This window comes from Staphylococcus simulans (genome assembly GCF_025561465.1).
Taxonomy (GTDB): Bacteria; Bacillota; Bacilli; order Staphylococcales; family Staphylococcaceae; genus Staphylococcus; species Staphylococcus simulans.
Window position 1 is genome coordinate 1,169,875 of sequence record NZ_CP095100.1, and the last position, 15,572, is coordinate 1,185,446.

Here is a 15,572-nt window from a genome sequence, read left to right on the forward strand (position 1 = left end):
ACTCTAAATTGTGATACACTGCAAAAAGTGTTAAGATTTAGAATCAAAACGAAATAATTTTTAAGTGTTATAAAACCGTAGGAACTATGGGGATAGCTCGGTAAGAAATAAATCAGTCATCATGAATGCGCCGAGAAGCTTTAACACCGTGTTACATAGTGTTAAGCAGTTCACTTTAACTTGACCTAAGAGGTGTAATTATGACGAAACACAAGAAAGGCTCTATCTTCGCAATAATAGGGCTGCTTGTTATTTTGGCTGTGACAGGTTATATTTTCTTTTCTATGATTTCCGACCAAATATTGTTTAAACATGTTAAAAAAGAAGAAACAGTTGAACATTTGGACGTAACTCTGAATCAAGCAGCTAAAAAACAAATTAATAACTATACAAGCCAACAAGTTTCCGACAAAAATGATAGATGGCATGATGCTACAGGAACAGAGATCAAGAAAGCCATGGACAGTGAAAAATTTATCGATGATAAAACTCAAAAGTATCAATTCTTAGATTTATCTAAATATCAAGGTATCGATAAAAATAGAATCAAGCGTATGCTTGCTGACAGACCTACATTATTAGCACATACTGAAGACTTTATTCATGCAGCTAAAAAACGACAAGTAAATGAAGTATACTTAATTTCACATGCTATCTTGGAAACAGGTGCTGTAAAAAGTGAATTATCAAAAGGTGTAGAAATTGATGGTAAAAAATACTACAACTTCTATGGTGTCGGCGCATTAGATGAAGACCCGATTAAAACGGGTGCTGAATATGCTAAAAAACATGGTTGGGATACACCAGAAAAAGCGATTGATGGTGGTGCAGAATTTATTCATAAGCACTTCTTATCAAATCCAGATCAAAATACGTTATATAGTATGAGATGGAATCCTAAGAATCCTGGTGAACACCAATATGCAACAGATATCAAATGGGCAGAAAGCAACGCATCACTTATTGCAGATTTCTATAAAAAGATTAATACTGAAGGTAAATACTACAAGTTATTTGTTTATAAAGATGACAAAGAACATCAATAATAATTCAATATAATATATAGTTTAAAGCGAAATGATTAAATGAATGTGATTTAATTGTTTCGCTTTATTTTTGTTTGTTGCATAATAGAAGGTGAAGCAATAAACAGGGTAGTTATGTAGGAAGAGTAGGAGGTTATTTGTATGCGTGTTGCAATAATCGGAATGGGCACTGCAGGTGTCAGTATTTTAAGACAATTAGAACAGCACCCATATTTCAAAGAACTAAACATTGATGTTTATGACAATGCTAAAAATATGGGACAAGGTGTACCATTTCAAAATGACAGCTCACAATTACTAATTAATTTACCAAGTAAGGATATGTCATTAAATTCTAAAGATCAGGAAGAATTCTATCGTTGGTATCAACAACAAAATGATTTTAAATTTGAGAATGCGACTTATTTACCAAGATTTGTCTTTGGACATTATATGAAAAGTTACCTCGATAAATTTAATGACATGTATGACAATATTCATATTATTACTGAAAAAGCGACTGAAATGTACTTGGAAAAAGGTTTTGAAAAAGATGCGCATATTCAATACTTTATTTGTACCAATCATGAACAAGAGGCATGTCGTCAATATGACTATGTCTTTTTGACAGTCGGTACGATGGCGTATCATGACCCATACCAGTTAAAAGGATTAAAAGGATTTATTAAATCACCTTATCCCACATATGAAACATTAAATACAGTGGAAGATACGGATGATATCGCAGTAATCGGAACAGGTTTATCTAGTCTTGATGTTATTCGTTATGTTGTGAAGCATCATCCTAACTTGCCATTGACGGCTGTGAGTCGACGTGGAGAGTTGCCAAGTGTCAGAGGGGAAATGCCAGAAATTACATTAAAGTATCTAACTAAAGAAAACTTTAATCAGATTATTAAATCTCATTTTGGTGTAGTTCCACTAGAGACTGCTATTCATCTCTTTAAGCAAGAGTGTGAGGATTTGAATATCCCACTTCAACAGCTTATCAATCGAAAAGTCGGCGACCCAATTAAAGATTTAAAATATGATTTAGCTCACCCAGAAATATTAGGTGTATTCCAAAGTTTATTAGAAACGATAAAAGAAAATATGAACTGGATTTGGAATAGTTTAAGCATTGAAGATCAAAGGGAGTTTATGAAACGCTACATGCCGATTTTAAAAGCGAATTCCAACCCAATGCCGCCACGCACAGCACGTTTGCTTATAGAAGAGATAGAAGCGGGACACTTGTTAATCAAAAAAGATTTAGAAAAAGTTGTACAAGAAAATGATACCTTTGTTTTCAAATATAAAGATTCAAACGAAACTGAACAATATAATGTTGTGATTAATGCGACTGGACCTAGAACACAATTAAAAGATTTAGATGAAGATGACGGCTTTTTAATTGATATTGCGAATAGACAAATTGTGCAAGCGCATCCGATGGGCGGCATTCAAATTGTGCCTGAAACAAATCAAGTCATCAGCCCGAGATACGGAACACTGCCACACTTAATTGCGATTGGTCAGATTACCAATGGCATCAACCAAGCACGAAATGGTGTCAATATGATTGTGCGTCAATCTGTACAAGCGGTTAATAGTTTATATGAATTTCATTCGGAGAATAGATAATCATTAAGTAATAATTATTGTCAGTTAAATTAAAATAAGCTATGATAAATATATGAGCAAAGTATTGCTCGTTCGATTCAGAAACAATTTCATAAAATTCTTTCGGGGCAGGGTGCAATTCCCAACCGGCAGTAAAAACATAAGCCTGCGACCTGTACTCTATTTTAGAGTATGGCTGATCTAGTGTGAATCTAGAGCCGACAGTGAAAGTCTGGATGGGAGAAAGAATCAAGACGTCATTAAATATGATTTAAAACGCGTATTTAAGTGAAGTCTAGTTTGTGTTAGCGATTTTTAACATGGGTGGACTCTGTTTAAATACGGTGATGATACATTTTTCCGTTGCCTCTTTAGTTAGGTGACGGAATTTTTTTATTTTAATGAGGTGATTGTTTGAATCGATTTTTACAAAATGCGATTGCATTAGCAAAAATGGCTGAAGGCCAAACGGGTGTGAACCCTGCTGTTGGTTCTGTCGTGGTTAAAGAAGGCAGAATTGTCGGTTTAGGTGCGCATTTAAAACAAGGTGAACGTCATGCGGAAGTACAAGCCTTAGATATGGCAGGTGCAGATGCAGAAGGCGCAACGATTTATGTTTCGCTTGAACCTTGCACACACTTTGGTTCTACACCGCCTTGCGTCAATAAAATCATTGAAGCAGGTATTTCAAAAGTTGTATATGCGATGAAAGATATAACTTTAGATTCACCTGGTGATGAGATTTTAACTGAAGCAGGTATAGAAGTGGAATATCAGCATGATGCACAAGCAGAAGCTATGTATACAGATTTTTTCAAAGCTAAACAAGCACAGATACCTGAAGTAACTTTAAAGGTGAGTGTCAGTTTAGATGGAAAGCAAGCGACAGATAACGGTCAAAGTAAATGGATTACAAATCCAGGTGTGAAACAGGATGTGTTTAAACATCGAGCAAGACATGATGCTATTCTAACCGGTGCAGGTACTGTACAAGCTGACAATCCGAGTTTAACGGTAAGGTTAGAAGGAGAAAGACAGCCTGTACGTGTGGTGTTAGCGAGAAGCGGTCATTTGGATTTCACACAAACTTTATTTACTGATCAACTGACACCTGTGCTTGTGTATACAGAAAATACACAATTAAAAACAAAAGAGCATGGGTCTAATATTCAAATCATTGTATTAGATGATTGTTCTATTGAAACTATTTTAAAAGATTTATATCAAAGAGGTATCGGCTCAGTCTATGTAGAAGCCGGACCTAAAGTGACTTCACAATTTCTCCAATCACAGTGTGTCCAAACACTGATTATTTACTACGCCCCGAAAGTAATTGGAGGTTCTGGCAAGTATCAGTTTTATCAAACTGACAATGTACTTCCTTTAGAACAAACTCCTCAATTTGAAATTGACCATTCTGAAATCATCGATCAAAATATCAAAGTTGTATTAAGAAAGAAGTGATTTCATGTTTACCGGTATTGTAGAAGAAATCGGTACGGTTGATCGCCTTGTGACAGAACAAAATGTCATAAAACTCTCGATAGCATGTGAAACAATTTTAGAAGATATGCATATCGGCGATTCAATCAGTGTCAATGGTGCATGTTTAACAGTAACTTCCTTTAATCAGAAATCCTTTGATGTGAATGTTATCAAAGGTACAGAAAATAAAACGTATCTCAATCAACTGACTAAAGGCAGCTCGGTCAATCTTGAACGTGCTATGCCGAGTCAGGGCAGATTTGGTGGCCATTTTGTGTTAGGTCATGTCGATGAAGTCGGAAAAGTACTAAAAATCAGACCGTCATCTAATTCTAATATCATGACCATACAATGTCCTAAATCTATTACTGACCAAATGGTTCAACAAGGTTCAATCACGGTTGATGGAACAAGTTTAACGATTTTCAGATTAGCAGAAGGCCAATTTGATATTCATTTAATTCCAGAAACAAAACGCGCAACGATTTTAGGTCAAAAGCGTGTCGGTGATACCGTGCATTTGGAAGCGGATATGTTATTTAAATATGTACAAAAAGCAATTTCAAATCAAAATACTGAATTAACGCCAGATAAATTAGCGCAATTCGGATTCTAAGAGGAGTGTTCAGAAATGCAATTTGATGATATCGAAAGTGCAGTTGAAGCACTAAAACAAGGTGAAAGTATTATTGTTGTGGATAATGAAGACCGAGAAAATGAAGGGGACTTAGTAGCTGTAACGGAATTGATGAATGAAAATACAGTCAATTTTATGGCACGAGAAGCACGTGGTTTAATTTGTGCACCTCTAGCTCCTTCTATCGCACGCTCATTAAATTTAGAGCCGATGGTTAAAGATAACAGCGATGCATTTGGTACAGCATTTACTGAAAGTATTGATCATATCGATACTACGACAGGTATCAGCGCTGCTGAGAGAATGCTGACAGCTAAAGCTTTGATTAATGATGAGAGTACAAGTGCAGATTTTAATCGACCAGGTCATTTATTTCCATTGATTGCTAGAATCGGCGGGGTTCTAGTACGTCCAGGACATACGGAAGCGGCTGTAGATTTAGCAAGTATGACAGGCTCAAAACCAGCAGGTCTCATTTGTGAAATCATGAATGAAGACGGCACAATGGCTAAAGGTGAGCAACTCCAAGCATTTAAAGAAAAACATCAATTAAAAATGATTACCATTGAATCTTTGATTCATTACCGTAAATTGCATGAACAGCACATGCATGCAAAAGCTAAAGTAAAACTACCTACAGATTTCGGTACATTTGATATGTATGGATTTGAATCAGATTATTCACATGATGAAATTGTAGCAATTGTTAAAGGTGACATTCAAAACGTTGAAAATGTACGTATTCATTCATCTTGTCTGACAGGTGATATTTTCCATAGTCAACGTTGTGACTGTGGTGCTCAATTAGAAGCAGCAATGAAATACATCGATGAACACGACGGTATGGTGATTTACTTACCACAAGAAGGTCGAGGCATTGGCTTAATTAATAAACTGAAAGCCTATGAACTGATTGAACAAGGTCACGATACAGTCACTGCAAATTTAGCATTAGGTTTTGAAGAAGATTTACGAGATTATTATCATGCTGCTGAAATTTTAAAACACTTCGGCATTGAAAAAGTGAACTTGTTAAGTAATAACCCAGAAAAATTCAAAGGGTTAAAACATTATGGTATTGAAGTTGAAAAGCGAATTGAACTGATTGTACCTGAATGTAGTCACAATCATGATTATATGCAAACGAAAAAAGAAAAAATGGGACACATGATTTAATAAATTTTAACGATATTATTGGAGGAATTAACATGAACTTTGAAGGTAAACTATTAGGTAAAGATTTAAAAATCGGTATTGTTGTGAGTCGTTTTAATGATTTTATTACAGGTCGCTTATTAGAAGGGGCTAAAGATGTATTAGTTCGTCATGAAGTAGAAAATGATAATATTGATGTAGCATATGTACCAGGTGCATTTGAAATTCCACTAGCTGCTAAAAAATTAGCAGAAACAAATAAGTATGATGCAGTGATTACATTGGGTTGTGTCATTCGCGGAGCAACATCTCATTATGATTATGTATGTAATGAAGTTGCAAAAGGCGTATCAAAAGTGAGTGATACAGCAGGGTTGCCAGTAGTCTTCGGTGTACTAACAACTGAGACAATTGAACAAGCAATCGAACGAGCAGGTACAAAAGCAGGCAATAAAGGTGCAGAATCAGCAATGGCTGCAATTGAAATGGCAAACTTATTAAAATCAATTCAATAAGTGTTTTTGAATTAAAAATAACAGACAAAAGGCAAGGCCGATAGTGGTCTTGCCTTTTTCATGAATACAGTATTTACTTGCGTTTCTTTAAGCCTTTGAGACCGAAACTTAAACCAATAACTGCAGCAATTGCGCCAGCGCCTACAGCAAGTGTTTTAGGTTTCACAAATTCTTTGACAGCTAAATTTAAATTTTGCGGACGTTCAGCTAAACGTCGCATAAAGTATCCGAACCAATCTTCGCCAAATGGAACATAGATACAGAAATGATAACCGTCTTCGGCAATTTCATAAGCTAACTCTGAACGGAAACCATACAACATTTGAAATTCGAAATTATCACGATCTATGTTGTTCTCTTTAATGAATTTTTTAACATGATCAATGATTTTGTGGTCATGTGTAGCGATAGATGTAAAATTCTTCGCACTTTTCAGTCTTTTTTCGATAAGCTTAATGTAATTCTCATCGATGTCCTCTTTAGTTTGGTAGGCGATAGACGCATTTTCTTTATAAGCACCTTTGACTAAACGTAATCGAATGTGCGGGTAATCTTCAATCATATTGTCGGCTGAATATAAATAAGCTTGAACTACTGTTCCGATGTTATCATAATCTTTTGATAATTCATCCAATACGTAGAGGATATTTGATAAGCCTGCATATTTCTCGGTATCAATATTGATATGAATATTACCAAGTGACTTTGCTTTTTCTACAATTTCTCTTAAGTTCTGTTCTGCCAAATCTACATCGAACTCTGCGCCTAATTGACTGATTTTAAGAGAAATATGTGCGTCTAAATTGTTGTCGTAAATTGCTTGTAGTACAGTTAAAATAATTTTCTTTTCTTTAATACTTTGTTCTTTTGAATCTACAAATTCACCAAGACAATCGACAGTCACCGTAATCCCCTTATCATTAAGTGTTTGGATTGTCTTAATAACTTCATCAATCGAGTTACCAACAACTACTTTACTGGCACCTAACATAGGTCCGTATTTTCGTGCTGCTTGGTTCAAAAAAGTGTTATTTGATAAACTGATAAAAAAATCTTTGACTAATGGCATGTAAATTCCTCCCATACAACTCTGTTAAAAATAGTGTATCATGTTTCATAAATGTATGAAAACGTTAACAATATACAAATATACTTATTTATTTATAAATAACACTAATAGTAAATTATGTAATCGATATGAGAAAAGAACACAATACTAAAAAGGTTATCCTTAATTCAGTTGAGTATATATGTCAGTTCTAAATAGATTTTAATCGGTTCGTTTTGATACAATAATAGTAATTAATTCAGTAGAAGGGTAGTCGTTGATATGTGGAAGTGGGAAACAGAAAGTGAAGCAAAAGGTGTCATAGTTATTGCTCATAATATATTAGAACATACAGGCAGATATGCCTATGTGATTACATCACTCAGACGAAATGGATATCATGTGATTATGGGTGATTTGCCTGGACAAGGCCAAACTTCAAGATCTAATAAAGGTCAAATCGACAACTTTGAAGTCTATCACGAACATATCTTGGAATGGTTGAGAATAGCGAGTGAATATAAATTACCTACATTTTTAATGGGTGTCGGCTTAGGCGGTTTGATTACATTAAATTTAATGGAAAGAACTGAGTTGCCGATTGAAGGTATTATTTTACTTTCGCCATTAGTTGCGTTTAAGACAAATGCTAAAACACGCAAAAATCTATTTACATCTAATATTGGTGCAGGCGTTAAAGATATGCGCTTTAATGTAGGCATTGAACCAGAGCATTTAACAAGAAATGAAGAAGTTATAAGAGAAACTAAAGAAGATGGTTTGATGCTGACAAAAGTATCTTACCATTGGTATAAAGAAGTTGTTCATGTCATGAAAAAGACTTTAGAACATTTAGAAGACATCCAAAGTATCCCAATGTGCTTAATGTATGGGAAAGAAGATCAAATTTTAGACACCGATGCGATTGTAGAAATCAAAAAACGTGTAAAAACAGACGAACTTTATTATAAAGCATGGGAAGGACTCTACCATGAAATTCATAATGAACCAGAGCGTCCGCTAGTCATGCATTATATCCTTAGTTATTTAAATAACAAAGTCAATGCATTAGGTTTTATACCAAATGACATTGATGATCAAATTGAAATTTAATCAAAAAGGCGCTGTAATAACCTTTACCATTACAGCGTCTTTTGTATTGTCGGTAAATGTTTACAATGTGTAAAATTTCCAAGCATTTCGCATTGATTTTATAGGCTGAAATTGGTATCTTGTATATGTGAAATAAATCACATAGAAGCGATTCTAAATTGGAGAGGGTAAGTAATATGAGTAATGTAAAAGCGAATAAAGTAGTTTTAGTAGGCGATGGTGCAGTAGGTTCTAGTTATGCATTCGCTATGGTAGCACAAGGTGTTGCTGATCAATTAGTAATTATTGATTTAGTAGAAGAAAAAGTAAAAGGCGATATACTAGACTTAAACCATGGTATGCCTTATGGTGAATCACCATCTATCGTTACAGCAGGTTCATATGCTGATTGTTCAGATGCTGATTTAGTTGTTATCACTGCAGGTGCACCCCAAAAACCTGGTGAAACACGCTTAGATTTAGTAGAAAAAAATACTAAAATCTTCAAATCAATTGTGGGTCAAATTATGGACAGCGGTTTTGATGGTATTTTCTTAATTGCTGCTAACCCAGTAGATGTGCTTACTTATGTCACTAAAAAAGTTTCTGGTTTACCAAAAGAACGTGTTATCGGTTCTGGTACAATTCTAGATACAGCACGTTTCAAATATGAATTAGGTGCAGAATTCGGTGTAGCACCTGAAAGTGTTAATGCTAGCATTATTGGTGAACATGGTGATTCAGAATTAGCAGTATGGTCACAAGCAAGTATTGCAGGTCAAAATTTATATGATATTTTAAATGGTGATCCTGAACGTGCAAAACGTATTGAAGAAATCTTCTTAAATACACGTGATGCAGCTTATGACATCATTAAAGCTAAAGGCGCAACTTATTATGGTATCGCAATGGGCTTATTACACATTTCTAAAGCCATTTTACGTAACCAAAATCTTGTATTAACAGTTTCAAGTTACTTAGAAGGTGAATACGGTCATAAAGATGTTTACATCGGTGTACCAACACTTGTAAACCGTGCAGGTGCAGTGAAAATTTATGAAACACCTTTAAATGAAAGAGAAACTAAAGAGTTTAGCCACTCTGTAGAAGTATTAAAAGAAACAACTAAAAGTGTAGATAAATTATTTAACTAAGTTTAAATACAAGAGCAGCTATCGCATTATGCGGTAACTGCTCTTATTTTTATACTCAGATATTATCTTTTTTCAATCGCGCAAATATAAGGTGGATTATTTTGTTGGTTAATAAAACCGTATTGTAAGACATGTGCTTTTTGTTGATCGAATTGTTGAAGATATTCAAAGACAACATTGCTTTCTATTCGACCTTCAGGATGGCCAGGGTAAACCACAATTACAATAATACCTTCTGGTGCTAACATTTCAAAAAGTGACTCAATGGCTTGTATAGTAGTTTCAGAAGTCGTCACAATATGTTTATCACCTTTAGGCAAGTATCCTAAATTAAAGATTGCCGCATCAATCGGCAAATCTTCTTGTTTGATGTAGCGTGATACATGTTCATGTCCATCTAAGATCAAAGTAGTGTTGTTATAATCTTTTACTTTCTCTCGTGCTGCTTTGATAGACGCTTCCTGTATATCAAACCCATACACATGCCCCTTTGGAACATGCTGGGCTAAAAATAATGTGTCATGTCCATTGCCGCACGTAGCATCTACTACTGTGCTAGCTTCATTGATGTGAGAGATAATTAATGACTTCGCAAAAGGTAAAATACGTTCTACTTTCATGATTGTTCTACTTTCTCTACAGGTTGATAATGTTCACCTTGTGCGGAATGACGACGTGCTAATTCTGCATCAATCGCATTCAGCACTTCCCACTTATTAACACTCCACATTGGTCCAACCATTAAATCAATTGGACCATCGCCTGTAATACGATGAATAATCATTTCAGGTGGTAAGATTTCTAATTGATCACAAACTAAGTTGACATATTCTTCTTGTGACATAAAATTCAACATGCCTTTTTCATATTGTTTTACCATCGGTGTGCCTTTAAGTAAGTGTAATAGATGGATTTTGATACCTTGAACATCCATTTGTGCGACAGTTTTTGCTGTTTCCATCATCATGTCATAATCTTCACCAGGCAAACCATTAATAATGTGGGTACACACGTTAATATTATGTTTTCTCAATTTAGCAACACCATCATAATATGTCTGCATATCATGTGCACGGTTGATTAAATCGGAAGTTTCTTGATGTACGGTTTGTAATCCTAATTCCACCCATAAATACGTACGTTTATTTAAATCCGCTAAGTATTCAACCACATCGTCAGGAAGACAGTCAGGTCTTGTTCCAATGGATAAGCCGACAACACCAGGTTCTTTCAACACAGGTTCAAATTTTTCTTTTAACACTTCGACAGGTGCGTGTGTATTTGTAAAGGCTTGGAAATAAGCAATATATTTACCTTCATGCCATTTTTCATGCATGCGTTCTTTAATTTCTTTAAATTGTACATCAATCGGATCTGCACGATTTCCCGCAAAGTCACCACTTCCTGCAGCTGAGCAGAATGTGCAACCGCCATGTGCAACAGTGCCGTCTCGGTTTGGGCAATCAAAGCCTCCATCTAATGCGACTTTAAATATCTTTTGTCCGAATCTATTTTTTAAATGGTAATTCCATGTATGATAACGTTTATCTTCAAATGCATACGTAAAATATCGACCCATATGACATTTTCCTTTCTTAAATTAATCCATTGTAAGATTTTACCATAAATTGAAGGGACATGTTGAGGAGAAAATCCGAATTAGGTCTTTTATTCATTTGAAAATTATAGTAAGATGATTTGGTTGCAAAATCCAAAATTCAATTCAATATAAATCCTAAACACGTTTCGCTTACAGTTATTTGTCTCTGTTTGCGAAATTTTTATTGGTAAAAATACAGAACGTTTTTGCCTGAGAAAAAGATAAAAAGAATAGAAAGCGGGTGGAACAGTATGAATATGCCTAAATCCATTTGGTGGTTAGTTATTGGTATGGCCATCAATATTATGGGTGCTAGTTTTTTATGGCCTTTAAATACGATTTATATGAGTCAGGAATTAGGGAAGAGTTTGACGACTGCCGGAATGGTTTTAATGATCAACTCTTTAGGTATGGTTGTCGGGAACTTATTAGGTGGCTTTTTCTTTGATAAGCTCGGTGGTTTTATTACGATTATGAGCGGTGCAGTGATTTGTTTATGTGCAACGACATTATTGAATTTCTATCATGGATGGCCTTTATATGCGGTATGGTTAGTCATGTTAGGATTTGGGGGTGGTATCATTATCCCGGCAATTTATGCGATGGCAGGTGCAGTTTGGCCGAATGGTGGACGCCAAACTTTTAATGCCATCTATTTAGCACAAAACTTAGGTGTCGCATTTGGTGCTGCTATTGCTGGGTATGTAGCTGAACTCAGCTTTAATTACATTTTCATCGCAAACTTGTTAATGTATGTCGCATTCTTTATCGTAGCAGTGACACAATTTAATTTACAATATCGCGGTAAAGTTAAAATACCCGATGCAAATCAATGGGCACAAAAGAAATATCGCAAACGTTTTGTGGCTTTGTTATTACTTTGTGTTATGTTTTCAATTTGTTGGATTGCATATATTCAATGGGAAAGTACTATCGCTTCATTCACTCAAGAAATGAATATTTCATTGTCTCAATACAGTGTTCTATGGACAATTAACGGTATTATGATCTTAGTAGCCCAACCATTAATTTATCCGGTTATTCGCTTACTTAGAGGTAATTTGAAGAAACAGATGTTTGTCGGAATTTGCGTATTCATCGTGTCATTCTTTGTGACAAGCTTTGCGGAGCAATTCTCAGTATTTGTGATTGGGATGATTATTTTAACGCTTGGTGAAATGTTCGTATGGCCAGCCGTTCCAACTATTGCGAATCAATTAGCGCCTGAAGGTAAACAAGGTGCTTATCAAGGTATTGTTAATTCAGCAGCGACGGTCGGTAAAGCATTCGGACCTTTAATCGGCGGTATTTTAGTTGACAGTTTCAATATGCAAGCCATGTTCTTAACGATGATGGGCTTATTGTTTATTTCGATGTTTTTCTTATTTATATATGATAAACGTTTATCACCAGATGAATTTGATGTTTAAACAAGGTATACGTGGTATATCTTGTTTTTTCTTTTTATGGATAAGCAGGGACGTAGAAAAACTTCATTTATATATCAATGAGAATAGAAGCGGTGACTAGGAATTTAAGACTTGCATTAAGAGTTAGAATAAAATATAGTTATAAGTGTATATGGAGTAGTAATTTAATGGACTTATCAAGAGAGCTGGTGTTCGGTGCAAACCAGTTAAGTCATTTAAATGAACTTACCAACGATTATATTAAGAATAATACAGCTCGAGCTATTATGTATGAGGTGCGTAGAAGATACGAATGAAGGTGGTACCGCGGCACAATGTCGTCCTTCATAAGCAAAGCATAATAGTTTGAGTTGTATTTTTTTATTAGGAGGAAAGCAAAGTGAGTTTTAATCATCAAGAAATTGAGAAGAAATGGCAAGATTATTGGGCAGAACACAAAACGTTCAAAACGAACGATAACTTGGGTCAAAAGAAATTTTATGCTTTAGATATGTTCCCGTATCCATCAGGTGCTGGACTTCATGTTGGGCACCCTGAAGGTTATACAGCAACAGATATTATTTCACGTTACAAACGTATGCAAGGGTACAACGTGTTACATCCTATGGGATGGGATGCTTTCGGTTTACCAGCAGAACAATATGCGTTGAATACAGGTAATGATCCACGTGAATTCACTAAAAAGAATATTCAAACGTTTAAACGCCAAATTCAAGAATTAGGTTTCAGTTATGACTGGGATAGAGAATTAAGCACAACAGATCCTGACTATTATAAATGGACACAATGGGTATTCATCCAACTGTTCAATAAAGGTTTAGCTTATGTTGATGAAGTAGCTGTGAACTGGTGTCCTGAGCTTAAAGCGGTTTTATCTAACGAAGAAGTTGTAGATGGCGTTTCAGAACGTGGTGGTTTCCCAGTATATCGTCGTCCTATGCGTCAATGGGTACTTCGTATTACAGAATATGCAGACCGTTTATTAGAAGACTTAGAAGATTTAGATTGGCCTGAATCAATTAAAGATATGCAACGTAACTGGATTGGTCGTTCTGAAGGGGCAAAAGTTACGTTTGAAGTTGAAAATCATGGCGGTAAAATTGATGTGTTTACGACACGTCCAGACACTATTTATGGTGCGACTTTCGCAGTATTAAGTCCAGAACATGAGTTAGTCTCTCAAATTACAACAGAAGATCATAAAGCAGAAGTGGAAAAATACCAAAAAGATGCTTCTATGAAATCTGATTTGGAACGTACAGATTTAGCAAAAGACAAAACAGGTGTATTTACTGGTGCTTATGCGATTAATCCATTATCTGGTGAAAAATTACCAATCTGGATTGCGGACTATGTCTTATCATCTTATGGTACAGGTGCTGTGATGGCTGTTCCTGCGCATGATGAACGTGACTATGAATTCGCACAAAAATTTGATTTGCCAATCAAAGAAGTTATTGAAGGCGGAGATATTTCAGAAGCGGCATACACTGGCGATGGTCCACATGTAAATTCTGGTGCTTTAGATGGCTTGCATAATGCTGAAGCCATTACAAAAGCAATTGAATTGTTAGAAGAAAAAGGTGCCGGCGAGAAAAAAGTCAATTATAAACTTCGTGACTGGTTATTCAGCCGTCAACGTTATTGGGGTGAACCTATTCCAATTATTCATTGGGAAGATGGCACTATGACAACTGTTCCGACTGATGAATTACCATTATTATTACCAGAAACTGATTCTATCGAACCTTCTGGTACTGGTGAATCTCCACTTGCGAATATTGATGAATTCGTAAACGTTGTAGATCCAGAAACTGGTATGAAGGGTCGTCGTGAAACGAATACGATGCCACAATGGGCAGGCAGTTGCTGGTACTACTTACGCTATATTGATCCGCATAACGATGAAATGTTAGCAGATCCAGAAAAATTAAAACATTGGTTACCGGTTGATTTATATATCGGTGGTGTAGAACACGCTGTACTTCACTTACTCTATGCAAGATTCTGGCATAAAGTGCTTTATGATTTAGGCGTTGTACCAACGAAAGAACCATTCCAAAAATTATTCAACCAAGGTATGATCTTAGGTGAAGGTAACGAAAAAATGAGTAAATCTCGTGGTAACGTTGTAAACCCTGATGATATCATCCGTTCTCACGGTGCTGACACATTACGTTTATATGAAATGTTTATGGGACCTTTAGATGCGGCAATCGCATGGAGTGAAAAAGGTTTAGATGGTTCAAGACGTTTCTTAGACCGTGTTTGGAGATTGTTTGTGAATGAAGATGGCTCATTATCTTCTAAAATTGTAGATACAGATGATAAGTCACTTCAAAAAGTTTATAACCAAACTGTTAAAAAGGTGACAGAAGACTTTGATACATTGAACTTCAACACAGCAATCAGTCAATTGATGGTCTTCATCAATGAAGGTTATAAAGCTGATCAATTATACAAACCATATGTTGAAGGTTTCGTTAAAATGTTATCACCAATTGCACCACACTTAGGTGAAGAACTATGGGCTAAATTAGGTCATAATGAGACAATCAGTTACCAACCTTGGCCAGATTTCGATGAAGCATTGTTAGTAGATGACGAAGTTGAAATCGTTGTCCAAGTTAATGGCAAAGTAAGAGCAAAAGTCTTCATTCCAAAAGATGCGTCAAAAGAAGAAATGGAAGATATTGCGTTACACAATGAGAATGTTAAATTAGATATAGGGGATAAAGACATCAAGAAAGTCATCGCAGTTCCGCAAAAATTAGTTAATATTGTAGCTAAATAATAAAGGAGGATGAT

13 protein-coding genes, 1 riboswitch and 1 other annotated feature are annotated in these 15,572 nt (G+C 35.5%); of the genes, 10 read left to right on the forward strand and 3 right to left on the reverse strand.

Annotated elements, in window-relative coordinates; genetic code table 11:
• Positions 1–200 precede the first annotated feature (200 nt).
• The 6 genes from MUA87_RS05455 to ribH all read left to right on the forward strand — a co-directional run bounded on the left by MUA87_RS05455 (position 201) and on the right by ribH (position 6,440).
• Positions 201–1,046: a peptidoglycan release complex glucosaminidase SagB gene (locus MUA87_RS05455; protein ID WP_002481245.1), complete on the forward strand. Its 846-nt coding sequence runs from the start codon at positions 201–203 to the stop codon at positions 1,044–1,046.
• Positions 1,047–1,187: 141 nt separating this feature from the next.
• Positions 1,188–2,669, forward strand: a complete 1,482-nt coding sequence (locus MUA87_RS05460) for an FAD/NAD(P)-binding protein (RefSeq protein ID WP_262551373.1) — start codon at positions 1,188–1,190, stop codon at positions 2,667–2,669.
• 94 nt (positions 2,670–2,763) lie between these two features.
• Positions 2,764–2,900, forward strand: a riboswitch (FMN riboswitch).
• Positions 2,901–3,062: 162 nt separating this feature from the next.
• Entirely contained in the window at positions 3,063–4,112 is a 1,050-nt protein-coding gene (ribD, locus tag MUA87_RS05465) for a bifunctional diaminohydroxyphosphoribosylaminopyrimidine deaminase/5-amino-6-(5-phosphoribosylamino)uracil reductase RibD (protein ID WP_057509780.1), read from the forward strand.
• 4 nt (positions 4,113–4,116) lie between these two features.
• Complete coding sequence (locus tag MUA87_RS05470; RefSeq protein ID WP_057509781.1) at positions 4,117–4,749, forward strand: riboflavin synthase; 633 nt, start codon at positions 4,117–4,119, stop codon at positions 4,747–4,749.
• Positions 4,750–4,764: 15 nt separating this feature from the next.
• Positions 4,765–5,946: a bifunctional 3,4-dihydroxy-2-butanone-4-phosphate synthase/GTP cyclohydrolase II gene (locus MUA87_RS05475; RefSeq protein ID WP_023015995.1), complete on the forward strand. Its 1,182-nt coding sequence runs from the start codon at positions 4,765–4,767 to the stop codon at positions 5,944–5,946.
• A 32-nt stretch (positions 5,947–5,978) separates the two neighbouring features.
• Positions 5,979–6,440 (forward strand): 6,7-dimethyl-8-ribityllumazine synthase, encoded by a 462-nt coding sequence (ribH, locus tag MUA87_RS05480; RefSeq protein ID WP_002481240.1) that lies wholly within the window; start codon positions 5,979–5,981, stop codon positions 6,438–6,440.
• A gap of 73 nt (positions 6,441–6,513) precedes the next feature.
• Here ribH and MUA87_RS05485 read toward each other — a convergent pair whose 3' ends face one another.
• A complete protein-coding gene (locus MUA87_RS05485) occupies positions 6,514–7,509 on the reverse strand; it encodes a proline dehydrogenase family protein (RefSeq protein WP_262551374.1) in 996 nt (331 codons plus the stop codon).
• Between the two features lie 261 nt (positions 7,510–7,770).
• Between MUA87_RS05485 and MUA87_RS05490 the strand changes: the two genes are divergently transcribed.
• Positions 7,771–8,601: an alpha/beta fold hydrolase gene (locus MUA87_RS05490; protein WP_262551375.1), complete on the forward strand. Its 831-nt coding sequence runs from the start codon at positions 7,771–7,773 to the stop codon at positions 8,599–8,601.
• A 176-nt stretch (positions 8,602–8,777) separates the two neighbouring features.
• Entirely contained in the window at positions 8,778–9,734 is a 957-nt protein-coding gene (locus tag MUA87_RS05495) for an L-lactate dehydrogenase (RefSeq protein WP_262551376.1), read from the forward strand.
• A gap of 62 nt (positions 9,735–9,796) precedes the next feature.
• Here the strand turns inward: MUA87_RS05495 and MUA87_RS05500 are convergent, their stop codons facing one another.
• A complete protein-coding gene (locus tag MUA87_RS05500; RefSeq protein ID WP_262551377.1) occupies positions 9,797–10,354 on the reverse strand; it encodes a tRNA 5-(aminomethyl)-2-thiouridylate-methyltransferase MnmM in 558 nt (185 codons plus the stop codon).
• Entirely contained in the window at positions 10,351–11,313 is a 963-nt protein-coding gene (locus MUA87_RS05505) for a tRNA modification radical SAM protein MnmL/YtqA (protein ID WP_002481235.1), read from the reverse strand. The genes MUA87_RS05500 and MUA87_RS05505 overlap by 4 nt, the downstream gene beginning before the upstream one ends.
• A 272-nt stretch (positions 11,314–11,585) precedes the next feature.
• On the opposite strand from MUA87_RS05505, the gene MUA87_RS05510 reads away from it, so the two are divergent.
• A complete protein-coding gene (locus MUA87_RS05510; RefSeq protein ID WP_002481234.1) occupies positions 11,586–12,764 on the forward strand; it encodes an MDR family MFS transporter in 1,179 nt (392 codons plus the stop codon).
• A 137-nt stretch (positions 12,765–12,901) separates the two neighbouring features.
• Positions 12,902–13,092: a binding site (T-box leader), on the forward strand.
• A 51-nt stretch (positions 13,093–13,143) separates the two neighbouring features.
• The gene (gene leuS / locus MUA87_RS05515; RefSeq protein ID WP_107552219.1) at positions 13,144–15,558 is read left to right on the forward strand and encodes a leucine--tRNA ligase; all 2,415 of its coding nucleotides are present in this window, start codon (positions 13,144–13,146) and stop codon (positions 15,556–15,558) included.
• Positions 15,559–15,572: the final 14 nt, after the last annotated feature.

What these genes read in the sequence shown, in the direction of transcription:
- MUA87_RS05455 (WP_002481245.1), top strand. Translation starts at nt 201, where the DNA reads ATGACGAAACACAAGAAAGGCTCTATCTTCGCAATAATAGGGCTGCTT.
- MUA87_RS05460 (WP_262551373.1), top strand. Translation starts at nt 1,188, where the DNA reads ATGCGTGTTGCAATAATCGGAATGGGCACTGCAGGTGTCAGTATTTTA.
- MUA87_RS05470 (WP_057509781.1), top strand. Translation starts at nt 4,117, where the DNA reads ATGTTTACCGGTATTGTAGAAGAAATCGGTACGGTTGATCGCCTTGTG.
- MUA87_RS05475 (WP_023015995.1), top strand. Translation starts at nt 4,765, where the DNA reads ATGCAATTTGATGATATCGAAAGTGCAGTTGAAGCACTAAAACAAGGT.
- ribH (WP_002481240.1), top strand. Translation starts at nt 5,979, where the DNA reads ATGAACTTTGAAGGTAAACTATTAGGTAAAGATTTAAAAATCGGTATT.
- MUA87_RS05485 (WP_262551374.1), bottom strand. Translation starts at nt 7,509, where the DNA reads ATGCCATTAGTCAAAGATTTTTTTATCAGTTTATCAAATAACACTTTT.
- MUA87_RS05490 (WP_262551375.1), top strand. Translation starts at nt 7,771, where the DNA reads ATGTGGAAGTGGGAAACAGAAAGTGAAGCAAAAGGTGTCATAGTTATT.
- MUA87_RS05495 (WP_262551376.1), top strand. Translation starts at nt 8,778, where the DNA reads ATGAGTAATGTAAAAGCGAATAAAGTAGTTTTAGTAGGCGATGGTGCA.
- MUA87_RS05500 (WP_262551377.1), bottom strand. Translation starts at nt 10,354, where the DNA reads ATGAAAGTAGAACGTATTTTACCTTTTGCGAAGTCATTAATTATCTCT.
- MUA87_RS05505 (WP_002481235.1), bottom strand. Translation starts at nt 11,313, where the DNA reads ATGGGTCGATATTTTACGTATGCATTTGAAGATAAACGTTATCATACA.
- MUA87_RS05510 (WP_002481234.1), top strand. Translation starts at nt 11,586, where the DNA reads ATGAATATGCCTAAATCCATTTGGTGGTTAGTTATTGGTATGGCCATC.